Raw genomic sequence first — 21,853 nt, 5'->3', positions numbered from 1 at the left:
GCAACGGAGCCTCCCATGAGCTTTCTCACCACCCTTGGCACAGCGCGGCCTGCTGTGGCGGCTTTTGCCGCCATGGGCCTGCTGTGGGGCGCCTTTGCCGCCGTGATGCCGGACACCAAGGATATGCTGGGCGTGTCCGAGGCCACGCTGGGCCTGTTGATGCTGGCAGCCCCGGTGGCGGCGGTGACGGCCATGCTGCTGGCTCCGGGCACAGGCACCTTGCTGGGCCGGGTGGCGCTGCCGGTGGCGGTGCTGGCGATGGGGCTGGCCTTTGTGATGCCGGGGCAGGCGGGTGCGCTGTGGGTCTTTGCGCTGGCGATGGCGGGCTGCGGCGCCACCACCGGCACGCTGGATGTGCTGATGAACGCGCGGGTGGCGGCGTTGGAAAATGACCGCGGCCTGCATCTGATGAACCTGTGCCACGCCGCCTATTCGCTGGCCTATGCGGTCGGGGCGGTGGGCACGGGTGCGGCACGGGCGGCGGGCTGGAGCCCGGGCATGGTGCTGGGCACGGCGGGGCTGACGGCCATGGCGCTGGCGCTGGTGGCGCTGGAACGTGACGGGCGCATCATCGGGCTGCGCAAGCCCAAGGGCGGCACGGCGGGGCATCTGGGCCGCCTGCCGCTGATTGGCGGGGCCATCGTCATGATCGCCTTCCTGTCGGAAAACGCGGCCGAAGCCTGGTCGGCCCTGCATATCGAGCGCACTTTGGGCGGATCGGCGGCCGAGGGCAGCCTTGGCCCCGCAGTGCTGGCCCTGACCATGGGGGTGTCGCGGCTGGCAGGGCAGGGGCTGGTTTCGCGGATCAGCCCCGAACGGCTGTTGACCGGCGGCGCGGTGCTGGCGGCCATCGGCGCGCTGGTGGCGGCTGCGGCGACCAGCCCGGCCATGGCCTATGCGGGGTTCATCATCATGGGCATCGGGGCGTCGGTGCTGGCCCCCACGGCGTTTTCGCTGGTGGGCCGCATGGCGCAGCCCGAGGCGCGGGCGCGCGCGGTGGCGCGGGCCACGCTGTTTGGCTATTTCGGCTATTTCTTTGGCCCGCCCGCGCTGGGGGTGATTGCCGGGGCCTTTGGCCTGCGGGCGGCCTTTGGCTTTGCCGCGCTGGCCTTGCTGCTTGTGCTGGCGCTGGTGCCGCTGCTGGCCGGGCGGCTTCAGAACCGCGCGGCGCTGTAGGGGGCCAGTGGCACCGGCGGGGCGCGGCCAGCCACCAGATCGACCACAATCTGCGCGGTGATCGGGGCCAATGTCAGCCCGATATGGCCATGGCCAAAGGCGTGGATCACATCGGACCCGCCGCGCGAAGGCCCGATGACCGGCAGGCTGTCGGGCAGCGAAGGGCGAAAGCCCATCCATGTGCGGTCAGGCCCGCCCAGATCGGGAAAGATCGCCCGCGCACCCGCCAGCAGCCGGGCGATGCGGTGCGGTGACGGCGGGGCGGTCAGCCCGCCCAGCTCAACGGTGCCCGCAACGCGCAACCGCCCGTCCATCGGGCATAGGTAAAACCCGCGCGCCGTGGGGCAGGTAGGGCGGGTCAGCCGGGGCAGGGCCATGTCCCATTCCAGATGGTAGCCGCGCTCGGTATCCAGCGGCACCGTGTCGCCCGCCTGCGCGGCCAGCGCGCGGGAATGCGCCCCGGCGGCGATTACCACCCGGCGGCTGTGGATGCGTATGTCACCGCCATCAGCAGCCCGGGCCTGGGTCAGGATACCGTCGATCCGCCGTTCCAGACCCGTCGCGCGGCCAGCGACAAGCCCCGCACCGGCGGCAAAGGCAGCCTTGGCCAGCAGGCCCACCATCTGCCCGGGATCTGACAGAAACACCGCCTTGGGAAAGAACGCGGCCCCGGCCATGGGTGGCAAGGCAGGCTCCATCGCTGCCAGCGCATCCGGGCCGATCAACTCGGCGCTGATTCCATGGCTGCGGCGGTTGGCCATATCGGTCCCGGCGGCGGCATAGCTGCGGGCGGATTCGTAGGCGTAAAGGCAGCCGCGCCGCTGCATCAACGCCTGCCCGCCAATCTGGCTCGCCAGATCCTCCCACCGGGGGCAGGCGTCGGCCACCAGCCGGGCGATGGCATGGGTGTTGCGCGCCGCGGCGGCGGGCAGCGACTGCCGGGCGAAACGCAGCAGCCATGGCGCAAGGCTGGCCAGCGCGGCATGGCGGATGGCAAGCGGCGAGTTGCGGTCAAACAGCAGCGAGGGCAGGTTTTTCAACACATCCGGCGTGCCCACCGGCAGCACGGCATAGTCGGCAATCGTGCCCGCATTGCCATAGGACGCACCCGACCCGGGCGGCGCCGGATCAAGCAGCAGCACATCATGCCCGGCCGATGCCAGCCGCAGCGCCACGGCCAGCCCGATGACCCCCGCGCCGATCACCAGCGTATCTGTGGTGTGATGTGCGGTCATGGCATGGTGCAACCCGTGGATGCACCAAGGTTTTTCACTGAGAAACCCCGGCCGCAGGCGTGGCGGTTACATGCAGGCGTCAAACAGCGCCCGTGTGTTTTCACGCGTCATCACCACCGGGTTGCCGCCGCAGGACGGATCTTCCAGCGCCATGTCGGTCAACCTGTCCAGATCGGCATAAAGAACCCCCATGGCCGACAGGTTTTCCGGGATGCCCAGCAGCGTCCGCAACTCCATCACCTGATCGTGGAACCCCGCAAAACCACCGTCAAAGCCCAGATAGGCGGCGGCCTTTTCGATGCGGTCCTCGATGGCCGCGCGGTTGAATTCCAGCACCATGGGCATGACCACGGCATTGGTGGTGCCGTGATGGGTGTTGTAAACCGCGCCAACCGGGTGGCTGAGGCTGTGAATGGCCCCCAGCCCCTTCTGGAACGCCACTGCCCCCATGGCAGCCGCCGACATCATATGCGCGCGGGCGTCCAGATCGTTCGGGTTGGCATAGACCTTCGGCAGGTTTTCGAACACCAGCCGCATCCCCTCCAGCGCGATGCCCTGGCTCATCGGATGGTAGAAGGGGCTGCAATACGCCTCAAGGCAATGCGCCAGCGCGTCCATCCCGGTGCCTGCGGTGATGAAACGCGGCATGCCCACGGTCAGCGCCGGGTCGCAGATCGTGACGGCGGGCATCAGCTTGGGATGGAAGATGATCTTTTTCTTGTGCGTTTCCGAATTGGTCAGCACGCCCGCGCGGCCCACCTCCGACCCCGTTCCGGCGGTGGTGGGCACCGCGATGATCGGCGCGATTTTGGTGGCATCGGCGCGGGTATACCAGTCGTCCACGTCCTCCAGTTCCCAGACCGACAGGCCGGTGGCCTGAGCGGCCATCAGCGCGATCATCTTGCCCAGATCAAGCGCCGATCCACCGCCGAAGCACACCACCCCGTCATGCCCGCCTGCCAGATAGGCCGCAATGCCCGCCGCCATGTTGATCTCGGTCGGGTTGGCGTCCACCTCGGAAAACATCGCGCGGCCAAGGCCTGCCGCTGCCAGCACATCCAGCGCCTTCGCGGTGATGGGCAGCGATGCCAGCGCCTTGTCCGTCACCAGCAGCGGGTTTTTCAGGCCGGCCCCGGCACAATGTTCGGCCAGTTCGGCCACCCGGCCCACGCCGAATTTGATCGCCGTGGGGTAGGACCAGTTCCGGTTCGGAACAGTATGGGTCATTTCGTCACCTTCTTGAGATGGTAGGATTTGGGCCGCGTGACCGCGTGGAACCCGAGATAGGAGAGTGAACCGCCGCGCCCGGTGTCCTTGCAGCCGGTCCAGCACAGGGCAGGGTCAAGGTAATCGCAGCGGTTCATGAACACGGTGCCCGTCTCGATCTGCGCGCCGATAGAGGCGGCCGCCTCGGCATCGCTTGTCCATATCGAACATGTCAGGCCATAGGGGCTATCATTCATAAGGGAAATCGCCTCGGCGTCGTCTTTGACTTTCATTATTCCAACAACCGGGCCGAAAGATTCTTCCATCATCACCCGCATGGAATGATCGACGTTCACCAGTATCTGCGGTGCCAGATAGGCTCCGCCATCATCGGCAGGGAACAGCGCGGGGTCGATCAGCGGTTGCGCACCCGCTGCAACGGCCTCGGCGGTCTGCGTCCGCACCACGGCGGCAAAGCGGGCGTTGGCCATCGGGCCGAGCGTCGAGGCCGCATCGAACGGATTGCCCAGTGCCAGCCCCTTGACCCAGGCCACCGATTTTTCGACGAAGGCGTCATACAGGCTTTCATGCACATAGATGCGCTCGATTCCGCAGCAGCATTGCCCCGCGTTATACATCGCGCCGTCCATCAGGCTGTCCACCGCCGCATCCAGATCGGCATCGGCGCGCACATAGCCGGGGTCTTTGCCGCCCAATTCCAGCCCCAGTCCGGTGAATGTGCCCGCCGCCGCGCGTTCCATCGCCTGCCCGCCGCCGACCGAGCCGGTAAAGTTCACGAAGTTGAAGGCGCGCGCGCCTATCAGATGTTCGGTGGTGGCATGGTCCAGCACGACATTCTGGAACACATCTTCGGGCACGCCCGCCGCGTGGAACGCCTCGGCCAGACGTTCGCCCACCAGCAGGGTTTGCGACGCATGTTTCAGCACCACGGTATTACCCGCGATCAGTGCGGGGGCCAGCGTGTTGATCGTGGTGAGATAGGGGTAGTTCCACGGGGCCACGATGAACACCACGCCCACCGGATCGCGCGCCAGATAGCGGGTGAACCGCTCGCTGTCCTCGACCATATGCGGGGCCAGCGTTTCCGCCGCGATCTCGGCCATGTAATTGGTGCGGTCATTCACCCCGCCGAATTCGCCGCCAAAGCGCACGGGGCGGCCCATCTGCCAGGCCAGTTCGTCAACCAGCACATCCTTCTTGGCGATCAGCGCCGCCACCCCGGCCTTGACCAGCGCAATGCGCTCGTCCAGCGGGCGGGCGGCCCAGCCTTGTTGTGCGGCCCGGGCGCGGGCGGCCACCGCCACGGCAGCCTCTCGCGACAGGGGCGTGCGCGTGGCATAGACGCTGCCATCCACCGGGGAAATCAATTCGATCGGTTTCATCTTTCACCTCGTGGGGCGGGCAACCGGCCCGCCGATATCCTGGGGCTGACCCTCGGGCCATCCCGCATCTTGCCGGTCGGGCGGTCACGCCCGCTCCAGCAGCCGTTGCAATTCGAAATCCGTCACCACGCGGTCGGTTTCCGAAATCTCCCACTGCGCGGCGTGGTGGTAATGATCCACCACATCATCGCCAAAGGCTGCGCGCAGCATGGCCGATCCGTGCAGCAACGCGGCGGCCTCGCGCAGGGTTTTCGGGATCTCGCGGATGCCGGTGGCCTGATACATGTCGCCCTGCATTTCAGGCTCCAGCGTCATCTGGCCCTCGATCCCCGCCAGACCCGCGGCCAGCAGGGCCGCCATGGCGAGGTAGGGGTTCAGGTCGGCCCCGCCGATGCGGCATTCCACGCGCACGCCCTTGGTGCCCTCGCCACAGACGCGGAAGCCTGCTGTGCGGTTGTCGCGGCTCCACACCGCCTTGGTGGGGGCGAACATGCCGGTGCAGAAGCGTTTGTAGCTGTTGACATTGGGGGCAAGGAAGGCCGCGATTTCCTCGGCATGGGCCAGTTGGCCGGCCAGAAATTGCTTCATCACCGCAGACATGCCATGCGCGTCGGCCTCATCCCTGAATGCGGGCTGGCCGTCCAGCGTCCAAAGCGACTGATGCACATGCGAGGATGAACCGGCGCGGCGGTGGTCGTATTTCGCCATGAAGGTCACGGAACGGCCCTTGGACCAGGCAATTTCCTTGACGGCCTGCTTGGTGATGGAATGGTTGTCGGCCGTATCCAGCGCTTCGGAATACTTGACGTTGATTTCCTCCTGCCCCGCGTCGGCCTCACCCTTGGAACATTCCACCGGCACGCCTGCGCCATAAAGCCCGTTGCGCACGGCGCGCATCACCACCTCTTCCTTGGTGGTCTGGAACAGGTGGTAATCCTCGTTATAGGCGGAAACAGGCACCAGATCGCGGATCTGGCCATGCTGGCGCAGCCCGTCGCGCAGCGATTCAAGGCTGTTCTCGAACAGGTAGAATTCAAGTTCCGTCGCCATCATGGGCGCAAAGCCCATGGCCCGCGCGCGTGCCACCTGCTTTTTCAGGATCGCACGGGGGGAATACTGAACTTCCTCATGCGTGTGATGATCCAGCAGATCGCACAGAACCAGCGCGGTGCCCGGCAGCCAGGGCAGGGGGCGCAGGGTGGCCATATCGGGCTTCATCACATAATCGCCATAGCCGGTCTGCCAGCCGGTGGATTTATAGCCGGGAACGGTGGTCATCTCCATGTCGATGGCCAGAAGGTAGTTGCAGCAATGCGTCTCGACGTGGCCGCCATCAATGAAATATTGCGCGTGAAACCGCTTGCCCATCAGGCGGCCCTGCATGTCGATGGCCGCGACCAGCACCGTGTCGATGTCGCCCCGGGCCACGGCGGCGGTCAGTTCGTCGAATGTCATGTTTCCGGGCATGTCCGGCCTCTTTCCCTCTGCGGCGCGCGCCGCCTGTGCAAGGATGCCCCGGGGATGATCCCGGGGCATCTTTCCTGTGGGGCCCCGGCGTGCTGCCGGGGCTGTGGCAGCACTCAGGTATAGCGGTAGGGCCGCCCGGCCTTCACTTGCACATCGTTGTATTGCTTGATGATCGCCACAACCTTGGCCTTGGTCTCCGATTCCGCCGCGATTTCATCCCAGAATTCCTGCGCGGCGGTTTCCACGGTGGCCCATTCGGCATCGGGAATGGTGGTCAGTTGCAGTTTCGGCCCGTTCACGCGCAGATCGGCCTCGCCCGCCCAATACCAGTGCTGGCGATAATAATGCGACTGTTCGAAGCACACGGCCACCAGTTCCTGCAGATGCGGGGGCAGTTCGTTCCAGCGGTCCATATTGGCGAAGAAATGTCCGATCCACGCGCCCGAGATGTTGTTGGTCAGGAAATAGTTGGTCACGTTCGACCAGCCCACTGTGTAAACCTCGGTGATGCCCGACCATGCGATGCCGTCAAGCTCGCCCGTCTGCATCGCCACTTCGATGTCTTCCCATGGCAGAGTCACCGGCACCACGCCAAAGCGGGTCAGGAAACGGCCCGCGGTGGGGAAGGTGAACACCCGCTTGCCCTGCAGGTCGGCCAGCGAATTGATCGGGTCTTTCGTGGCGAAATGGCAGGGATCCCAGGCGCCGGCGGAAATGTGTTTCACCCCGACCTTGGCATATTCCTCTTCCCAGATCGCCTTCAGGCCGTATTTGTTGAACAGCGCGGGCACGTCGAGGCTGTAGCGCAGGCCCAGCGGGAAATAGCCGCCGAACACGGTGACTTCGGTGGGCGAGGCCATGCTGTCATCATCCGACTGCACGCAGTCGATGGTGCCGGACTGCATGGCGCGGAACAGTTCCGCCGTGGGAACAAGCTGATCGGCGTAGAACAGTTCGATCTCCATCTGCCCGGCGGCGATGCGGTTGAACATGTCAACGGCGGGTTTCACCACCTGCTCACCCAGCGCCGACCCGGCATAGGTCTGCATGCGCCATTTGATAGGCGCATCCTGGGCGCGCGCGACGACGGGCGCAGCAAGGGTGGCGGCGCCGGCGATGGCGCCTTTGGTCAGAAAGGAACGTCTGGTTGTCATCGTCTTTGTCTCCTTGTTGGGTGGTGGGGGCGGTTTTTCCCGCCCCTCGATGGGTTCAGGTTGGGGGTCAGGTTCCGTAGATCAGTTGCGGCAGCCACAGCGCAAGCTGCGGGAACATCATCAGGATCACCAGTGTCAGCAGCATCAGCAGAACAAAGGGGATCACCGAACGGTAGATCACCGGCAGCGTGAAATCAGGCGGGGCCATGGCGCGCATGAGAAACAGGTTATAGCCGAAGGGCGGCGTGAGATAGGCAATCTGGCAGGTGATCGTGTAAAGAATGCCATACCAGATCAGGTCAAATTCCAGCGCGCTGGCAAGGCTGACGTAAAGCGGTGCCACGATCACCAGCATGGCCGTGTCATCCAGAAACATGCCCATGATCAGGAAGGAAAGCTGCATCAGGATCAGGATTTCCCAGCGCTCCAGCCCCAGCTCGTCGATGAAGAATGCCTCGATCGCCCGGCCCGCGCCAAGGCCGTCAAACACCGCGCCGAATGACAGTGCGGCCAGGATGATCAGCATGAACATGCAGGTGATGGCGAGGGTGGAACGGGTGGCGACCTCGAACACCTGTTTCGTGAAACGGCCTTTCACCACAGCCGCTGCCACGGTGGCCAGCGCGCCGATCACGGCGCTTTCAGTCAGGCTGGCCCAGCCCGCCACGAATGGCACCATCATCACGGCAAAGATGCCCAGCGGCAGCAGCCCCGCGCGCAGCAGGCGGATCTTTTCGCCAAGGGTGATCGTCGCCCGCTCTTCTGCCGAAATCACCGGGCCAAGTGCGGGGTTGATGCGGCAGCGGATGGCGATATAGGCGATGAACAGCGCCGCCATCAGCAGCCCCGGCACGATGCCCGCCAGCCACAGCTGGCTGACCGGCTGGCGCGCGATCATGGCGTAAAGCACCAGCACCACCGAAGGCGGTATCAGGATGCCAAGCGATGACCCGGCCTGTATCACCCCCGAAATCATCGGCTTGTCATAGCCCCGGCGCACCAGTTCAGGCAGCGCCACGGTGGCACCAATCGCCATGCCCGCCACCGACAGCCCGTTCATCGCCGAAATCAGCACCATCAGCAGGATCGTGCCAATGGCCAGCCCCCCCGGCACCGGGCCGAACCAGACGTGAAACATCTTGTAAAGGTCTTCGGCCAGGCGGCTTTCGCTCATCACATAGCCCATGAAGATGAACATGGGCAGCGTCAGCATCGCGTTCCATTTCATCAGCTTCATGACCGCCGAAAAGCCCATCTGTTGCGCGCCGGGCCCCCACAGCACCAAGGCCGCCACCACGGCGACAAAACCGATGGCCCCGAACACGCGCTGCCCGGTCAGCATCATCAGCATCATGGTGGAAAACATCAGAATGGCGATGGTTTCATATTCCATCATGCCACCTCGCCTGCGACTTTTTCCGCGCCTGCCGGTTCGCCGCCCAGATCAATGCCGCGCAATATGGCAATGTCGCGGATCAGATGCGCCACCGCCTGCAACAGCATCAGCACGAAGGCCAGACAGATCACCAGCTTCAAGGGCCACAGATAGGGCCGCCAGGCTGATGGGTTCCGCTCGCCCGTGGCAAAGGAATAGACCGTGCTGTCAATCGCCCCCCACAGCATCACCGCCAGATAGAACATCAGCGCGAACACCGTGAACACATCCCACCCCGCACGCCGCCGGGCGCTCATCCGGCCATAAAGCAGGTCCATCCGCACATTGCTGCCCAGTTGCAGCGAATAGGGCGCACCCAGCAGGTAATAGGCCACCAGCGTGAACTGCGCCATTTCCAGCGTCCACAGGGCGGGCACCTTGAAAACCTTCGTGACCGATGACCACAGCAGAATGGCCATCATCACGAACAGCAGATACATCGCAAACCGCCCCACGCGGTAATTCACCGCTTCGGTCACGCGCACATAGCGGATCAGGGCAGGGTGCATCGGCGGTCCTTCAGGCGGGGGTCAGGGCGGGGTGGGCAGCAAGGCTGGCCACGGCCCCGGCCAGCACGGGGGCCAGTGTGGCGGCCATGGCATCGCAGGCGGCGGGGCTGGCCAGCAGGTCGTTGCGGATTTCCAGCATCGCGTGGGGCAGGCCGTAGGGCAGGGCGTGCAGCCGCAACGTGTGCGTCACCCCGTCAGCGGCGGAATAGGGGGCGTTCAGCTCGGCTTGCAGCGAGGTGCGCGCCCGGGCGGCGGCCAGCACGGCCAAGGCCAGCGCATCATCGCCGTCATGGATCACGCCAAACTCCACCGCCCGGCGCTGGCCGAAATAGACCGGGGTAAAGGAATGCACCGTGATGATGACCGGCGGCACACTCAGCGCGATGCGCCGCGCCAGCTCGGCCTGCACCCCGGCGTGAAACGGGGCATAGACGGCGGCGGTGCGTTCGGCCTTTTCCTGCGCAGTCAGGGCGGCGTTGCCGGGAATGTCATGCAGTTCCGACCGGGCTGGCATCGCCCCGGGCTGATCGGGCGCGCGGTTGCAATCATACACCAGCCGCGACACCGGCGCATGGATGAGCACCGCATCCAGCCGCCGCGACAGGCCGCGCGCCAGTTCCAGCGCGCCCGGATCCCACGCGATATGCGCGCGCGCCTGTTCCGCCGTCAGACCCAGATCGCCCCAGCGCGGCGGGATGTGGCACGAGGCATGTTCGCAGATCAGCACCACACGCCCCGCCGCCGCCCGGTTTTCCACCTGGGCCGGAAAGCTGTGTTGCGTGATGGGTTCTGCCTGCGTCATCCTGCCCGAGTCATGCTGTGTGTTCGTTCAGGCTCCACTGTTGCCCAGCGTTCTGTCAAGAATTTTTCTTCTGCTTATTTTCTGTTACAAAGTTTTCTGAATCTGTGCAATCTGGCCCTGCGCCCTGCCGCGCGATTCAGCCCGTGGACCCGCGATGACCGGCACCCTGCCTTTGGAAGACCAGATCACCGCCGCGCTGCCCGGCATGACCCGGGCCGAACGGCAACTGGCCACGCATATCCTGCGGCATTATCCCGTGGCGGCGCTGGGCTCGATCACCGCTTTGGCCAAGGCGGCCGGGGTTTCCACCCCCACGGTGGTGCGGCTGGTGCAAAAGCTGGGCTACAAGGGCTATCCCGATTTCCAGCATGCCTTGCGCGGCGAGGTCGAGGCGATGCTGGTCTCACCCCTGGCCAAGCATGACCGCTGGGCGGGCGGCGTGCCCGATACGCATATCCTGAACCGTTTTGCCGATGCCGTGGTGGCCAACCTGCAAGCCACGCTGCACCAGATCGACCATGCCGAATTTGATGCGGCGGCGGCCCTGCTGGCCGACCGCAACCGCCGCGTTTTCGCGCTGGGCGGGCGCATCACGCATGCGATGGCCGATTACTTCGTGACGCTGATGAAGGTGGTGCGCGCCGATGTCACGCTGATGTCGGACATGTCGAACACCTGGCCGCCCGCGCTGCTGGACATGGCGCAGGGCGATGTGCTGCTGGTGTTCGACATCCGCCGCTATGAAAACTCGGTGCTGCAAGTGGTTGAAATGGCGGTGGAACAGGGGGCCGAGGTGATCTTGATCACCGACCGCTGGCTGTCGCCCGCCGCCGTGCATGCCCGCCATACAATGTCATGCCATATCGAGGCGCCAAGCGCCTGGGACAGCACGGTTTCCGTGCTGGTGCTGGTGGAAACGCTGCTGGCCGCCGTGCAGGGCCTGACATGGGACGTGACCGAAGGCCGGATGAAACGGCTGGAGGATCTGTATGCCCGGTCACGGTTCTTCCGGCGGCACCGCTGATCAGGCGCGGCTGCCCCACAGGTCATACTCGCCGGCCTCTTCCACCGTTACCGGCAGGATATCCCCGGGTTTCAGCCCCTCGAACCCCGCGTCGATGAACAGGTTGCCGTCGATTTCCGGCGCATCGGCCATGGTGCGGCAGGTGGCGCCCTCGGCGTCCACCTCATCGACGATGACCTGCACTGTGCGGCCCAACTTGGCCGCCAGTTTCGCCTCGGAAATCGCCTGGGCTTTTTCCATGAAACGATCCCAACGTTCCTGCTTCACCTCGGCGGGCACATGGTCGGGCAGGGCGTTCGACCGGGCACCCGCCACGTTTTCGTATTGAAAACAACCGACGCGATCCAGTTGCGCCTCGTACATCCAATCCAGCAGGGTCTGGAACTCGGCCTCTGTCTCGCCCGGATAGCCGACGATGAAGGTGGAGCGCAGGGTGATGTCGGGGCAATCGCGCCGCCATGCCGCAATCTCGTCCAGCGTTTTTGCCGCTGCTGCGGGCCGGGCCATCCGCCGCAGCACGCCCGGATCGGCATGCTGGAACGGAATGTCGAGATAGGGCAGCACCAGCCCCTCGGCCATCAGCGGGATCAGGTTGCGCACATGCGGATAGGGATAGACGTAATGCAGCCGCACCCAGGCACCCAAAGACCCCAGTTCGCGGGCCAGATCTGTGATGTGGCTGCGCACCTCGCCCCCCTTCCAGGGTGAGGCGTCATGCTTGCGGTCCACGCCGTAGGCCGAGGTGTCCTGCGAAATCACCAGCAGTTCCCTGACCCCCGCCTGCACCAGCTTTTCCGCCTCGCGCAGCACGGCATGGGCGGGGCGGCTTTGCAGCAGGCCGCGCATGTCGGGGATGATGCAGAACTTGCACTTGTGGTTGCAGCCTTCGGAAATCTTCAGATAGCTGTAGTGGCGCGGCGTCAGGCTGACGGCGCTGGCGGGCAGCAGATCAATGAACGGGTCGGGCCGGGCGGGCACCGCGCCATGCACCGCGTCCAGCACCTGTTCGTATTGATGCGGGCCGGTGACGGCCAAGACTTTCGGATGCGCGCCGGTGATGTAATCGGGTTCCGCACCCAGACAGCCGGTCACGATCACCCGGCCATTCTCGCGCAACGCCTCGCCGATCGCCTCCAGGCTTTCGGCCTTGGCGCTGTCAAGAAAGCCGCAGGTGTTCACGATCACCGCATCGGCCCCGGCGTAATCGGCCGAAATCGCGTAGCCCTCGGCGCGCAGCCGGGTCAGGATGCGTTCACTGTCCACCAGCGCCTTGGGGCAGCCAAGGCTGACCATGCCGATGGTGGGCTGACCCTCGCGGCGCGGCTCGTCAAAGCGCGCCTTGGGGGCAAGATCGGGGCGGAGGTTGGGCGGGTTCTGCGACATGGGCGCGGGTATACAGCGGTTTGCTGCCGGGGGGTAGTGGGGCAGAAGCGCGCCGCCATGCGTGAACGCAGGCACGCCGGGCGCGGACGCTATTTGGCAATGATCTCCTGCCGCACGAACATGTTGCCCCAGGCCCGGTCGATCAGGTCGGGGGTCATGTGGTTGGGCACGCCTTCAAATTCGCACACCGCGATCATCTGGTCGATCAGGAAATTCGGCATGTAATTGGCATAGTTGTTGTTGATGCTGGGGAATTTGACCTTCATCAGATGCACCAGAGTGCGCTCATCCAGCGGCATCTTTTTCTTGCGCGCCACCATGGCGAAGATTTTCAGAAAATTTTCCTGTGACGGCCCGTCGATCTTGATCTTGAAAAAGATCCGCCGCAGGGCCGCGCCGTCAAAAATCTCGTTCGGGTGGAAGTTGGTGGAAAAGATCACCAGCGTGTCAAAGGGCACGGTGAACTTTTCGCCCGATTGCAGCGCCAGAATATCGCGCGCCTCTTCCAGCGGCACGATCCAGCGGTTCACCAGTTTTTGCGGCGGTTCGGCCTGACGGCCAAGGTCATCGACGATGAAAATCCCGCCGGTGGATTTCAGCTGCAACGGCGCCTGATAGGTGCGCGCCGTGGGGTTGTAGGTAAGATCGAGCATCTCAAGGCTCAACTCGCCCCCGGTGATCACCGTGGGGCGTTCGCAGAACACATAGCGGTTGTCGAACCGGTTCGAGGTGCGGCGCAGGCTGTTCGGGTCATCCACCGCCGCCTCGGCTGCGGCATGCACGATGGGGTCATAGACGGTGATAACCTGACCGGAATATTCCAGCGCGCGGGGCACATAGATCTTGTCCCCCAGCGCATCGCGGATGCCGTTGGAAATGCTGGATTTCCCGTTTCCGGGCGGGCCATACATCAGGATCGAGCGGCCCGATGTCACCGCAGGCCCCAGATTGTCGATCAGGTCATCGGGCAGGATCAGATGGCCCATGCCGCGCAAGAGTTCGGTGCGCGTCAGCTTTATCGCGCGCACCGACTGGCGTTTGACCTGCTGTTTGTAATCTTCCAGCGGCACGGGCATGGCACCGTAATATTCCGACTGCGTCAGCGCATCCAGCGCGCGGGCCTTGCCGCCATCGGTCAGCTGATAGCCCATTTCGTTGCCGGATGTGGCATGCAGCGTGCCCTGCGCCTCCAGCAGCCGCTGGGTGCGGGCGATATCCACCAGTTCCTGCGTGATCGGCACCGGCAGGCAGATCACCCGCGCGATTTCCGACACAAGATCAAGGTTCATGCGGAACATGGTTTTCAGCAGGATGTCACGCATCATTACCGGCGACAGGCCGGTTTCGGCCATGTTGCGCGGGGCCGGGGGGGCGACGACGGTAGAGGGGCTTTGCATGTTCATCGGCAGTCCCTGCGGCAAGACCGGCGCAGCTTGCGCCATTGCAAGTTAGGAAACAGTAAAGCGGATCACCGCCAGAAGATAGAATATCAGCGTGCCCGCCAGCGCCAGACCCATGGGAAAATCCTTGTGCGTCCAGGATGCCCAGTCGGCGGTGGCGGCGCGGAACGGCCCGATCAGCCGCAGGCCCCGGTGGCTGGCAAAAGCCCCCAGCAGGCAGGCGGCAAACAGCGCCAGTATGAACCGGGTATCGCCGCCGATGAAGAACGGGGCCATGGCGGCTGCGAATTTCGCATCGCCTGCGCCGATCAGCCCGCCCATGTTCAGCAGGAACCCCGTCACCAGCACCCCCGCCAGCAGCGCCCAACCCCACAGCCACGCGACAAACGGCAGCAGCAACGGCCCCAGCAGCAGATACACCACCGCCAGCGCCACCACCGCCTTGTTGGGGATCTTCATGAATTTCATGTCGCTCCACGCGACCCAGATGCAGATCGGGGCCACCGCAATCAGGCACCACAGCGCCGCCATCGGCGTCAGCGCCGACATCAGTTGGTCACATTGGCGTCAAGCGCCGCCAGGCTGCGCGATGCCGCCTCGAAGTGCTGCGGATGGGTGTCGATCGCCTCTTGCAGCAGGCCCTTGCCCACGCTGACATCGCCCTGCTTGATCGCGGTCAGCGCCAGCGTGTGCAGCAGTTGCGCGCGTTCGGTCTGGGTCATCTGCACAACGGGCATGTCGTATTTGCGCTGTGCGCCCCGCGCCAGCACCAGGTTGTTCTTCGAGGTGAACAGCGCGGAATCATAGGTGATCGCCTCAAGAAACAACTTTTCCGCCCCGCCGTAATCGCCGCGCGTCAATTTGGAATAGCCCCAGTTGTTCAGCACGCCCGCCGGTTTCGTGGTCAGACCCACGGCGGTGTCATAGAAACTGTCGGCCTTGGCCCAGTTCTTGTTGCTGTCGGCCACCATCGCCTCTAGCCGGTAGCGCTGGAAGGTTTCGTGCGTGGGGGGGATCTGGTTCAGCTCCGCCTCGGCGCGTTTCCATTCGTTGCTGCGGATCAGCGCATCGGCAAGGTCCACCCGGTCATCATTCGTGCCCTCTGGCGAGGCCACGATCTCGGCCCAGGCGGCTATCGCCTCGGCGGGTCGGTTGGCGCGGATCAGCGATTTCGCCAGACCCCGCTTCAGGTCGATGCGGCTGGGATCCTGCGACGATGCGTTGCGGAAATAGTTCACCGCCTCGTCGGGGGCGCCCACCGTCAGCATGATGTCGTTGAGGTTGGATTCGTCGATCACGTTGACACTTTTCAGCGCGCGATCCACTTCGGCGTCAGAGCCGCGGTTGCACGCGCTCAGGGCGACCGTGCCACCAAGGCACAGCGCTATCAGGACAGGGTGGCGCATTTTGCGTCCTTTGTTACTGCTCGCTCAGGGCCCGCTAGAGCTGCGACAGAAGCACGAATTGCCCCTTGTCGCGCCGCACCAGCGAAAAGTCGTCGGTCTTTTTTGGTTCTTGGGTCGTTATCACGCCTGTATAACCCATTTCCGCATCCGGCGTGTCGATATTTTCGGTGCGGGCGATGGCAAGCCGCAGATTTTCGCGGATCGAGTCCGTTTCGCCACTGTCCAGCGCATAGGCCTGCTGAAACACCAGCCGCGCCTCGCCCGCCTTGCCACGTTCCATCAGCACCACGCCCAGATTGTTCATTGCGGGCACAAATGTGGGGTCCATTTCCAGCGCGCGGCGCAGGAGGGTTTCAGCCTGGCCCAGACGGCCCAGTTGCAGATTGGCCGACCCCAGCGCCGAAAGCACGTCGGCGTTAATGCCCTGCTCGCCCGCAGCCCGCAGATAGGCGCGCAGCGCCAGTTCGTTCTCGCCCGCCTCCATCAGCCGGTGGCCGACCAGCAGGCCATCCACCCCTTGCCCGCGCCGGTCGGCGGCAAAGGGGGCGTTGCGGGCGGCGGCATTGGCAGAAAGGCCGCCTGCGTTCTGGCAGGCGGCCAGCAGGCCGAGGCAGAGAAGGGCAATCAGGCCGCGTGTCATGTCACGCGCAGCTTAACCCCCGCCAAGCGATTTTGAAATACCATAGACCGATGGCCCGATCAGGATGATCATCAGCGGCGGCACGGTGAACATCATGGTGCCCAGCGTCAGCTTTGTGGGCAGGACGTTGGCCTTTTCTTCGGCCCGCATCACCCGCTTGTCGCGCATTTCGGCGGAATAGACGCGCAGCGCCTCGGCGATCGAGGTCCCGAAAGTGGCCGATTGCACCAGCGTCGTCACGAAAGACGCCACATCGGGGATGTTCACCCGCTCGGCCATGTCTTTCAGCACGGTCACGCGTTCCTTGCCAGCCTTCACCTCATGCGCCACGATCTCGAATTCCTCGGCCAGCGCGGGGTAGCCGGCGCGGCTCTCCTTGGCCACGCGGATGATCGACTGGTCCAGCGACTGCCCGGCCTCGACACAGACCAGCATCATGTCCAGCGCATCGGGAAAGCCCGACACGATTTCCTGCTGGCGTTCCTTCAGCCGCTTGTTCACCCAGTATTGCGGGATGTAATAGCCGATGGCCCCCGGCCCCAGCGTGGACATGATCATCATCTGGGTCGACACTTCGCCCTGCGCCGACTGGATCATGGCATAGACCACCCCCGCCAGCAGAAAGCCGATGCCCAGAATGAACTGCGAAGCGTGGAATATCCGCACGGCATTCTTGGCACGGTAGCCCGCCCGCAACATGCGCAGGCGCGAGGCTGACAGTTCCTTTTCATCCTGCGGTTCCAGGAAAGTTGCGAATTTGTCGAGCTTGTCCTTGCCGTTGCCCTTGCGCAGCATCTGGCCGGGGGCCTTGCCCGCCGCCACGGCCACGCGCTGCGACTTTATCTTTTCAAAGGGTTCGGGCTGCTTTTTCAGCATGAAGGGCAGGGTGCAGGCCACCAGCACGATGCCAAGCCCCCCCAGCAGCAGCAACGGGCCAAGCGGGCCCAGCGTGCCTGTGACCATCGCATTGATGTTGTTCACAAAATCCATCGCGCCCTCATACCTTGATATTGACCATCATCTTCATGAAGATGACGTTGACCACCAGAAACACCGCCACGATAAGCGCCGCAGGAATGAAGGCGGGGGTATCCTTCACCTCGTCATAATAGTTGGGCTGGATCATGGTGATCATCACCAGCGCGCCGATCGGGAAGGCTGAAAGGAACATGCCCGACCATTTCGCTTCGGCCGTGATGGCCTTGACCCTACGGAACAGCTTGAACCGCGCGCGGATCACCTTGGCCAGCCCTTCCAGGATCTCGGCCAGGTTGCCGCCCGATTGCTGCTGGATGGTCACGGCCACGGCCAGAAAGCGCAGATCCTGATTGTCCATCCGTTCGGCAAAGCTTTTCAGGCTTTCGGCCACGTCGCGCCCGTAAGCCGCCTCATCCGCGATCATGCCGAATTCGGTGCCCAGCGGGTCGGCCACCTCTTTGGCCACGATGCCGATGGCCGATGAAAACGGGTGGCCCACGCGCAGGGACCGCACCATCAGTTCCACCGCATCGGGAAGCTGTTCTTCCAGCAGGGCCATGCGTTTCTTGGCCTTGTTGTTGACCCAGACGTAAACGCCACCCACGCCCATGCCCACGGCCACCACGGCCCGCACCGGCAGCGCGGCTTCGGTGGCGATGGTCAGGCCCAGAAAGCTGAACACGCCCAGCAGGCCCATGATGCCGATCAGCGCCTTGGGGCTGAAGGCGATATTGGCCTTCTGCGCCTTGGACGCGAGGATCGCATAAAGCGGGATGCCGCGCGAATTGATGTGCTGCGACATCTCCTTGCGCAGTTGTTCCAGCACCTGCTCGCGGTTGCCGTTCTTTTCCAGCAGGGCCAGACGGCGGCTCATGCGGTTGTTCAGGCTGATGGATTTGCCAAAGACCGTCAGATACAGGCCTTCCACCAGCACAAGGACGGCCACGAAGATCAGGATATAGATGATGGGCGCGGCGCTGAGTTGCATGTTCGGCCTCAGATGATGGGTTCGTAGATGCTGGCGGGCAGGTTGTAGCCCCAGCTTTTGAAACGCTCGGAATAGTGCGACCGCACGCCGGTGGCGTTGAATCGCCCGATGATCTTGCCCGAAGGTTCCATCCCCAGCCGCTCATACCGGAAGATTTCCTGCATCGAGATCACGTCGCCCTCCATCCCCGTAATCTCGGTGATGCTGACCATGCGGCGCGAGCCGTCCTGCAAACGGCTGGCCTGCACGATCAGGTTCACGGCGGCGGCGATCTGGGCGCGCACGGCCTTGATCGGCATTTCGATGCCGGCCATGGCGATCATGTTTTCTAGACGGCTGACCCCATCGCGGGCGCTGTTGGCGTGGATCGTGGTCATTGATCCGTCATGGCCGGTGTTCATGGCCTGCAACATGTCGATCACCTCCTCACCGCGGGTTTCGCCCACGATGATCCGGTCAGGGCGCATCCGCAGGGCGTTGCGCAGACAGTCGCGTTGCGTGACCGCCCCCTTGCCTTCGACGTTGGCGGGGCGGCTTTCCATCCGGCCCACATGCACCTGTTGCAGTTGCAGTTCCGCCGTATCCTCGATGGTCAGCACGCGTTCCGAATTGTCGATGAAACTGGACAAGGCGTTCAGCGTGGTGGTCTTGCCCGAGCCCGTGCCACCCGACACGATGATGTTCAGGCGCGTTGCCACGGCGGCTTGCAGATAGGCGGCCATCTCCTCGGTAAACGCCCCGAATTTTACAAGGTCAGAGATGCCAAGCTTGTCTTTCTTGAATTTACGGATGGAAACCAGCGAGCCATCCACCGCGATCGGCGGCACCATCGCGTTGAAACGGCTGCCATCTGCAAGGCGCGCGTCAACATAGGGGTTTGATTCGTCCACCCGGCGGCCCACGGCCGACACGATCTTGTCGATGATCCGCAGCAGGTGGCGTTCATCCTTGAAGGTGATGTCGGTCAGCGTCAGCTTGCCGTTGCGTTCGACAAAGATGCGGTTCGGCCCGTTCACAAGAATGTCGTTGACAGTGTCGTCCTTCAGCAGCGGTTCCAGCGGGCCAAGGCCCATCACCTCGTCATAGAGTTCCTGGTTCAGAACCGTGCGGTCTTCCTTGTTCAGCGCCACACTCAGCTCGTCCAGCGCCTCGGCGGCGATGGCGGCGATTTCGGCCTTCAGGTTCGCCTCGGTCGCGGTTTCCAGCGCGGCGAGGTTCAGGTTTTCCAGCAGGCGCTTGTGCAGTTCCTGCTTCAGGTCGCTCAGCCGGTCCTTGCGCTTCTTTTCCTTGTCGGCGGCCACGGCCTCGGCGGGCGGGCGCGCCGGTTCCTTCATCGTGGCGCGGGGCGGGACGGCGGCTTTCTGTTGCGGCTCTACCACGCGGGCGGCAGGCGTCGCGGCGCCCACGGCAGCCGTCGGCGCCGGTTTCGCGGTGGTGTCATTTGGCTTGCGGTAACGGGAAAACATCAGTGCGCCCCCCTGGCGTCTTGGCAGTCAGGTCTCAGCCCTTGCCGGCTTCGACGGATTTGTTCAGATCAAACAAGGACTTCGCAAGTTTCTGGATCTCGCGGCGCAAGGGGTTCTTGGCGGCGTTTTCGGCCAGCGGCAGCCCATGGTCATTGGCCTGCGTCACCCCCGACCCGCCGTCCGGCAACTGAATCTCGATGTCGATATCCAGGCTTTCGGCCATACGCTTGACCCGGCTTTTCGCGCCCAGATCGGTGAATTTCGGCGCGCGGTTCAGCACAAAGCGCATCTTTTCATGTGGCAGCGCTTCGGCCTTCAGCGCACGCACCAAGCGCAGCACGTTCTGGGCCGACCGCAGGTCCAGTTCCATCAGCGCGAAATAGACATGCGCGCGGCTGAGCACGGTTTCCGTCCAGGCGACGATGGTGGTGGGCATGTCGATCACCACGAAGTCGAAATTCGCCTGCGCCATGTCGATGATGCGGCCGATATCCTCGGCGGTCACGATATCCAGCGGCAGCATGTCGGCGGGCGCGGTGAACACATGCAGCTTGTCGTTGAAGGTCAGCATGGCATGCAAGAAACTGTCGGAATCCGCCGAGGATGTATCGGACAGGATGTCGAACACCGCCTCGCGGCGCGGCAGGTCAAGATAGGTCGAGGCCGCGCCATATTGGAAATCAAGGTCGATCAGGCAGACGCGCGGCGCGTCCTTGGCCACGGTGGCCAGTTCCCAGGCCAGATTGCAGGCGAAGGTGCTGGCACCCACGCCGCCCGCCATGCCATGCACCGGCAGCACCACGCCGTCACGGTCGCCCTTGGCCTTGAAGCTTGGCGTGGGCAGATGTGGCGTCTCTGCGACCGGGGCGGATGCAGGGGCAGGGGCGGCAGGTTCGGGCGCGGGCGTGCTGTGCAGCCGGGCAATCGCCTCGCGCAGTGCGCCGTCGGGCAACGGATAGGGCACGAAATCATCGGCTCCCAGGCGCAGCAACTGGTGCAGGCCCACCGGGCTGACCTGATCGGCGATCAGGATCACCTTTATGCCCTTGGCCTTTGCCGTGCGGATGATGTCGGTGATGCGCGTCAGATCTGCCTCATCGCGCCCGTCCACCGCCAGTGCCACGAATTGCAGCGTGGCCGAATCGGGCTGTTCCAGAAACAGCAGCGCATCCTCGAACGACAGGTCTCCCCAGCTTTCGCCCAGCTCCAGTTCCATGTCGTCGATCAGCAGATCGAAATTCTGCACATCGCGAGAGATCGTGCAGGCCACGATGGGCGCAGGATCCGGCTGTAATGTTGCCACACTCGTCATTGCCTCACGTCCTTTTCCAGACGGGCCTCCGGGCGCTGCATCCTGCGGTAAGAACGGCTGCCTGTTGCCAACCGAATGCACGTCCCGGGGTCCGTGCATGCCCGAAACGGCATGCGGCTTTTCCCATTACCGGAAAGTGGTGGACAATCTTGGCAGGATTGGGGCTAAAAATCCGTCATTCTTTGACGTTTGGTGCATTTGCGAAAACAACGCGGCGTCAAGTGGCGCCCCGGCAGTTATTGGCCGGGGTTCAGCTCGGTCTGGATGGCGTCGCTTTCAGGGTGCGGGGGCACGGCACCCTCGACATATTCGCGGAAGATCACGGCGGCATATTTGCCGTTCAGCAGCGACGGGTGGCGGTTCACGAAACCCGACACCTGCGTCACGGTGCGCCGGTTGCGCTGTTCGGGCTGGTCGGTCAGCACCACCGGCTGCGTCTTGCCATAGGACACAAGCGCCTCAAGCCGCGAGCGTGAAATGCCCTGGCTGGCAAAGAACGCCACCACCGCCTTGGCACGCCGCAGCCCAAGCGCCTGATTGTAGCCGTTGCTGCCCACCAGATCGGTATGGCCATAAACCGCAAAACGCACCTCTGGGAACTGGCGTATCCAGTCTGCCTGACGCCGCAAGGTGGCCTGCGCCGCCCCGTCCAGCACCGCCGAATTGAAGGCAAAGGTGATCGTATCTGGCACTTCGCTGGCAAAGCGACTGGTCAGCGCCATCTGTGCCGATATGTCGCCCGACTGGATCTGGGTGTTGTTCATGGTCGAATTGCCGAATTCGCCGTCATAGATTTCTGACGTGATTTCGGAATTGCAGGCGGCCAGCGCGGTCAGCGACAGGGCGATGAGGGCAAAGCGCATCATGGC

20 protein-coding genes are annotated in these 21,853 nt (G+C 64.0%); 2 read left to right on the top strand and 18 right to left on the bottom strand.

Annotated features, from left to right (window positions below):
• The first annotated feature begins 15 nt into the window (after positions 1 to 15).
• Entirely contained in the window at positions 16 to 1,176 is a 1,161-nt protein-coding gene (locus GEU84_RS21330; protein ID WP_152824598.1) for an MFS transporter, read from the top strand.
• Here the strand turns inward: GEU84_RS21330 and GEU84_RS07290 are convergent.
• The 8 genes from GEU84_RS07290 to GEU84_RS07255 all read right to left on the bottom strand — a co-directional run bounded on the left by GEU84_RS07290 (position 1,155) and on the right by GEU84_RS07255 (position 10,387).
• The gene (locus tag GEU84_RS07290; RefSeq protein ID WP_152824599.1) at positions 1,155 to 2,411 is read right to left on the bottom strand and encodes an NAD(P)/FAD-dependent oxidoreductase; all 1,257 of its coding nucleotides are present in this window, start codon (positions 2,409 to 2,411) and stop codon (positions 1,155 to 1,157) included. The genes GEU84_RS21330 and GEU84_RS07290 overlap by 22 nt on opposite strands.
• A gap of 66 nt (positions 2,412 to 2,477) precedes the next feature.
• Entirely contained in the window at positions 2,478 to 3,638 is a 1,161-nt protein-coding gene (locus GEU84_RS07285) for an iron-containing alcohol dehydrogenase (RefSeq protein WP_152824600.1), read from the bottom strand.
• Positions 3,635 to 5,020, bottom strand: a complete 1,386-nt coding sequence (locus tag GEU84_RS07280; RefSeq protein ID WP_152824601.1) for an aldehyde dehydrogenase family protein — start codon at positions 5,018 to 5,020, stop codon at positions 3,635 to 3,637. The genes GEU84_RS07285 and GEU84_RS07280 overlap by 4 nt, the downstream gene beginning before the upstream one ends.
• An 84-nt stretch (positions 5,021 to 5,104) precedes the next feature.
• The gene (locus tag GEU84_RS07275) at positions 5,105 to 6,487 is read right to left on the bottom strand and encodes a glutamine synthetase family protein (protein WP_152824602.1); all 1,383 of its coding nucleotides are present in this window, start codon (positions 6,485 to 6,487) and stop codon (positions 5,105 to 5,107) included.
• Positions 6,488 to 6,600: 113 nt separating this feature from the next.
• Positions 6,601 to 7,641, bottom strand: coding sequence for a TRAP transporter substrate-binding protein (locus tag GEU84_RS07270; protein ID WP_152824603.1), 1,041 nt, complete (start codon positions 7,639 to 7,641; stop codon positions 6,601 to 6,603).
• Positions 7,642 to 7,708: 67 nt separating this feature from the next.
• Positions 7,709 to 9,034, bottom strand: coding sequence for a TRAP transporter large permease (locus tag GEU84_RS07265; RefSeq protein WP_152825097.1), 1,326 nt, complete (start codon positions 9,032 to 9,034; stop codon positions 7,709 to 7,711).
• Complete coding sequence (locus GEU84_RS07260; RefSeq protein WP_152824604.1) at positions 9,034 to 9,585, bottom strand: TRAP transporter small permease subunit; 552 nt, start codon at positions 9,583 to 9,585, stop codon at positions 9,034 to 9,036. Before GEU84_RS07260 ends, GEU84_RS07265 begins: the two co-directional genes overlap by 1 nt.
• Positions 9,586 to 9,595: 10 nt before the next feature.
• Entirely contained in the window at positions 9,596 to 10,387 is a 792-nt protein-coding gene (locus GEU84_RS07255; RefSeq protein WP_152824605.1) for an N-formylglutamate amidohydrolase, read from the bottom strand.
• Positions 10,388 to 10,541: 154 nt separating this feature from the next.
• On the opposite strand from GEU84_RS07255, the gene GEU84_RS07250 reads away from it, so the two are divergent.
• Positions 10,542 to 11,411 carry a MurR/RpiR family transcriptional regulator gene (locus tag GEU84_RS07250; RefSeq protein ID WP_152824606.1) on the top strand — a complete coding sequence of 290 codons (870 nt, stop codon included), beginning with the start codon at positions 10,542 to 10,544 and terminating at the stop codon, positions 11,409 to 11,411.
• On the opposite strand, the gene rimO is transcribed toward GEU84_RS07250, so the two are convergent.
• The 10 genes from rimO to GEU84_RS07200 form a co-directional block, all read right to left on the bottom strand.
• Positions 11,412 to 12,794, bottom strand: a complete 1,383-nt coding sequence (gene rimO / locus GEU84_RS07245) for a 30S ribosomal protein S12 methylthiotransferase RimO (protein WP_152824607.1) — start codon at positions 12,792 to 12,794, stop codon at positions 11,412 to 11,414. It abuts the gene before it with no gap.
• A gap of 89 nt (positions 12,795 to 12,883) precedes the next feature.
• Positions 12,884 to 14,197, bottom strand: a complete 1,314-nt coding sequence (locus GEU84_RS07240; protein WP_152824608.1) for a P-loop NTPase family protein — start codon at positions 14,195 to 14,197, stop codon at positions 12,884 to 12,886.
• Between the two features lie 45 nt (positions 14,198 to 14,242).
• Complete coding sequence (locus GEU84_RS07235) at positions 14,243 to 14,743, bottom strand: prepilin peptidase (RefSeq protein WP_152824609.1); 501 nt, start codon at positions 14,741 to 14,743, stop codon at positions 14,243 to 14,245.
• Positions 14,743 to 15,600, bottom strand: coding sequence for a tetratricopeptide repeat protein (locus tag GEU84_RS07230; RefSeq protein WP_152824610.1), 858 nt, complete (start codon positions 15,598 to 15,600; stop codon positions 14,743 to 14,745). Before GEU84_RS07230 ends, GEU84_RS07235 begins: the two co-directional genes overlap by 1 nt.
• A gap of 34 nt (positions 15,601 to 15,634) precedes the next feature.
• Positions 15,635 to 16,240: a tetratricopeptide repeat protein gene (locus GEU84_RS07225; RefSeq protein WP_152824611.1), complete on the bottom strand. Its 606-nt coding sequence runs from the start codon at positions 16,238 to 16,240 to the stop codon at positions 15,635 to 15,637.
• Positions 16,241 to 16,252: 12 nt separating this feature from the next.
• Positions 16,253 to 17,230, bottom strand: a complete 978-nt coding sequence (locus tag GEU84_RS07220) for a type II secretion system F family protein (protein ID WP_152824612.1) — start codon at positions 17,228 to 17,230, stop codon at positions 16,253 to 16,255.
• Between the two features lie 7 nt (positions 17,231 to 17,237).
• A complete protein-coding gene (locus GEU84_RS07215; protein ID WP_152824613.1) occupies positions 17,238 to 18,206 on the bottom strand; it encodes a type II secretion system F family protein in 969 nt (322 codons plus the stop codon).
• Between the two features lie 8 nt (positions 18,207 to 18,214).
• Positions 18,215 to 19,672, bottom strand: coding sequence for a TadA family conjugal transfer-associated ATPase (locus GEU84_RS07210; RefSeq protein WP_152824614.1), 1,458 nt, complete (start codon positions 19,670 to 19,672; stop codon positions 18,215 to 18,217).
• Between the two features lie 34 nt (positions 19,673 to 19,706).
• The gene (locus GEU84_RS07205) at positions 19,707 to 20,984 is read right to left on the bottom strand and encodes a CpaE/TadZ family protein (RefSeq protein ID WP_152824615.1); all 1,278 of its coding nucleotides are present in this window, start codon (positions 20,982 to 20,984) and stop codon (positions 19,707 to 19,709) included.
• A gap of 236 nt (positions 20,985 to 21,220) precedes the next feature.
• On the bottom strand, positions 21,221 to 21,850 hold the full coding sequence (locus GEU84_RS07200; protein ID WP_152824616.1) for an OmpA family protein: 630 nt from the start codon (positions 21,848 to 21,850) through the stop codon (positions 21,221 to 21,223).
• Positions 21,851 to 21,853 lie beyond the last annotated feature (3 nt).

The sequence above is a fragment of the Fertoeibacter niger genome, from assembly GCF_009380135.2.
GTDB lineage: Bacteria > Pseudomonadota > Alphaproteobacteria > Rhodobacterales > Rhodobacteraceae > Fertoeibacter > Fertoeibacter niger.
The sequence above is the reverse complement of the archived record's forward strand: the minus strand, read 5'-3'. Positions and strand labels throughout refer to the sequence as shown.

Bases quoted from the DNA above. Each gene is read 5' to 3' on its own strand.
- GEU84_RS21330 (WP_152824598.1), top strand. From the start codon at position 16: ATGAGCTTTCTCACCACCCTTGGCACAGCGCGGCCTGCTGTGGCGGCT.
- GEU84_RS07290 (WP_152824599.1), bottom strand. From the start codon at position 2,411: ATGACCGCACATCACACCACAGATACGCTGGTGATCGGCGCGGGGGTC.
- GEU84_RS07285 (WP_152824600.1), bottom strand. From the start codon at position 3,638: ATGACCCATACTGTTCCGAACCGGAACTGGTCCTACCCCACGGCGATC.
- GEU84_RS07280 (WP_152824601.1), bottom strand. From the start codon at position 5,020: ATGAAACCGATCGAATTGATTTCCCCGGTGGATGGCAGCGTCTATGCC.
- GEU84_RS07275 (WP_152824602.1), bottom strand. From the start codon at position 6,487: ATGCCCGGAAACATGACATTCGACGAACTGACCGCCGCCGTGGCCCGG.
- GEU84_RS07270 (WP_152824603.1), bottom strand. From the start codon at position 7,641: ATGACAACCAGACGTTCCTTTCTGACCAAAGGCGCCATCGCCGGCGCC.
- GEU84_RS07265 (WP_152825097.1), bottom strand. From the start codon at position 9,034: ATGGAATATGAAACCATCGCCATTCTGATGTTTTCCACCATGATGCTG.
- GEU84_RS07260 (WP_152824604.1), bottom strand. From the start codon at position 9,585: ATGCACCCTGCCCTGATCCGCTATGTGCGCGTGACCGAAGCGGTGAAT.
- GEU84_RS07255 (WP_152824605.1), bottom strand. From the start codon at position 10,387: ATGACGCAGGCAGAACCCATCACGCAACACAGCTTTCCGGCCCAGGTG.
- GEU84_RS07250 (WP_152824606.1), top strand. From the start codon at position 10,542: ATGACCGGCACCCTGCCTTTGGAAGACCAGATCACCGCCGCGCTGCCC.
- rimO (WP_152824607.1), bottom strand. From the start codon at position 12,794: ATGTCGCAGAACCCGCCCAACCTCCGCCCCGATCTTGCCCCCAAGGCG.
- GEU84_RS07240 (WP_152824608.1), bottom strand. From the start codon at position 14,197: ATGAACATGCAAAGCCCCTCTACCGTCGTCGCCCCCCCGGCCCCGCGC.
- GEU84_RS07235 (WP_152824609.1), bottom strand. From the start codon at position 14,743: ATGTCGGCGCTGACGCCGATGGCGGCGCTGTGGTGCCTGATTGCGGTG.
- GEU84_RS07230 (WP_152824610.1), bottom strand. From the start codon at position 15,600: ATGCGCCACCCTGTCCTGATAGCGCTGTGCCTTGGTGGCACGGTCGCC.
- GEU84_RS07225 (WP_152824611.1), bottom strand. From the start codon at position 16,240: ATGACACGCGGCCTGATTGCCCTTCTCTGCCTCGGCCTGCTGGCCGCC.
- GEU84_RS07220 (WP_152824612.1), bottom strand. From the start codon at position 17,230: ATGGATTTTGTGAACAACATCAATGCGATGGTCACAGGCACGCTGGGC.
- GEU84_RS07215 (WP_152824613.1), bottom strand. From the start codon at position 18,206: ATGCAACTCAGCGCCGCGCCCATCATCTATATCCTGATCTTCGTGGCC.
- GEU84_RS07210 (WP_152824614.1), bottom strand. From the start codon at position 19,672: ATGTTTTCCCGTTACCGCAAGCCAAATGACACCACCGCGAAACCGGCG.
- GEU84_RS07205 (WP_152824615.1), bottom strand. From the start codon at position 20,984: ATGACGAGTGTGGCAACATTACAGCCGGATCCTGCGCCCATCGTGGCC.
- GEU84_RS07200 (WP_152824616.1), bottom strand. From the start codon at position 21,850: ATGATGCGCTTTGCCCTCATCGCCCTGTCGCTGACCGCGCTGGCCGCC.